A 2,265-nucleotide genomic window follows, 5' to 3' on the forward strand; every position below is an offset into this window, starting at 1 on the left:
TGGTTCTCCGCGAAAACTATTGAGGTAGTGCCTCGGATGGACACCTCAGGGGGTAGAGCACTGGATGGTTGCGGGGGTCGCGAGATCTACCAACACTAACCAAACTCCGAATACCTGAGAGTGATATCCGGGAGACAGACGGCGGGTGCTAAGGTCCGTCGTCAAAAGGGAAACAGCCCTGACCTACAGCTAAGGTCCCCAAGTCATCACTAAGTGGGAAAGCATGTGGGAATCCCAAAACAACCAGGAGGTTGGCTTAGAAGCAGCCATCCTTTAAAGAAAGCGTAACAGCTCACTGGTCTAAACAAGGGTTCCTGCGGCGAAGATGTAACGGGGCTAAAGTGATGCACCGAAGCTTAGGGTGTGAACGCAAGTTCACGCGGTAGCGGAGCGTTCCGTAAGCCGTCGAAGCGATCTGGTAATGGGTCGTGGAGGTATCGGAAGTGCGAATGCAGACATGAGTAGCGATAAAGAGGGTGAGATGCCCTCTCGCCGAAAGACCAAGGGTTCCTGCGCAAGGCTAATCCGCGCAGGGTGAGCCGGCCCCTAAGACGAGCCCGAAGGGGGTAGTCGATGGGAACCACGTTAATATTCGTGGGCCTGGTGGTGTGTGACGGATGGCGTGTGTTGTCAGCTCTTAACGGATTGAGCTGGCTTCGAAGCTGTCCCAGGAAATAGCCCCACCGTATAGACCGTACCCGAAACCGACACAGGTGGTCAGGTAGAGTATACCAAGGCGCTTGAGAGAAGTGTCCTGAAGGAACTCGGCAAATTGCCTCCGTACCTTCGGAAGAAGGAGGCCCCGGCTAAGCGCAAGCTCTGTCGGGGGGCACAGGCCAGGGGGTAGCGACTGTTTAGCAAAAACACAGGGCTCTGCTAAGTCGGCTTCAAGACGACGTATAGGGCCTGACGCCTGCCCGGTGCCTGAAGGTTAAGTGGAGGGGTGCAAGCTCTGAAATGAAGCCCAGGTAAACGGCGGCCGTAACTATAACGGTCCTAAGGTAGCGAAATTCCTTGTCGGGTAAGTTCCGACCTGCACGAATGGCGTAACGACTTCCCCACTGTCTCCAGGACATGCTCAGCGAAATTGAATTCTCCGTGAAGATGCGGAGTACCCGCGGTTAGACGGAAAGACCCCGTGCACCTTTACTGCAGCTTCAGAGTGGCATTAGGAAGAAACTGTGTAGCATAGGTGGGAGGCTTTGAAGCATCGGCGCCAGCTGATGTGGAGCCATAGGTGAAATACCACCCTGTTTGTTTCTGATGTCTAACCTCGATCCATGAAACTGGATCAGGGACCCTCTGTGGCGGGTAGTTTGACTGGGGCGGTCGCCTCCTAAAGAGTAACGGAGGCGCGCGATGGTGGGCTCAGGCCGGTTGGAAACCGGCTGTTAGAGTGCAATGGCATAAGCCCGCCTGACTGCGAGACTGACAAGTCGAGCAGAGACGAAAGTCGGTCATAGTGATCCGGTGGTCCCTCGTGGAAGGGCCATCGCTCAACGGATAAAAGGTACGCCGGGGATAACAGGCTGATAACCCCCAAGAGCTCATATCGACGGGGTTGTTTGGCACCTCGATGTCGGCTCATCACATCCTGGGGCTGGAGCAGGTCCCAAGGGTTTGGCTGTTCGCCAATTAAAGTGGTACGTGAGCTGGGTTCAGAACGTCGCGAGACAGTTTGGTCCCTATCTGCCGTGGGCGTCGAAATTTGAGAGGAGTTGACCCTAGTACGAGAGGACCGGGTTGAACGTACCTCTGGTGTACCTGTCGTCGTGCCAACGGCGCAGCAGGGTAGCTATGTACGGACGGGATAACCGCTGAAAGCATCTAAGCGGGAAGCCTCCCTCGAGATAAGATTTCATAGGACGGTCGGAGACCACGACCTTGATAGATCGGATGTGGAAGTGCGGTAACGCATGGAGCTAACCGATACTAATTGTCCTATTCGCGCTTGAGAGTCCCACCATCAACGTCAGCCCTGGGCTGCGGTGACGGCGGATGATCCAGTCGACGCCAGAATATCTTGGTTGCACGCATCGATTTTAGACCCACTTCTCGACCGTCCGCCGGCTTCATTGCCTGGTGGCCATAGCGTCGGTGTCCCACCCGATCCCATCCCGAACTCGGCCGTGAAACCCGATTGCGCCGATGGTACTATCGCTCAAGCGATGGAAGAGTAGGTCGTCGCCAGGCATTGTAGCCGGCGGTCGAGAGAAGTACCGGAACCCATTCACGATTTCGCCCGCCAGGGCGCGCCGCGCCTCC

2 rRNA genes (1 of these 2 cut by a window edge) are annotated in these 2,265 nt (G+C 56.1%); both read left to right on the top strand.

The annotated features are described in order from the left end of the window. Nucleotides 1-1,956: ribosomal RNA gene (locus ASG29_RS03325) — 23S ribosomal RNA — on the top strand (it extends 826 nt beyond the left edge of the window). A 122-nt stretch (nt 1,957-2,078) separates the two neighbouring features. Next, nucleotides 2,079-2,193: ribosomal RNA gene (rrf, locus tag ASG29_RS03330) — 5S ribosomal RNA — on the top strand. Nucleotides 2,194-2,265: the final 72 nt, after the last annotated feature.

It is taken from the genome of Sphingomonas sp. Leaf412 (genome assembly GCF_001425405.1).
Taxonomy (GTDB): domain Bacteria; phylum Pseudomonadota; class Alphaproteobacteria; order Sphingomonadales; family Sphingomonadaceae; genus Sphingomonas.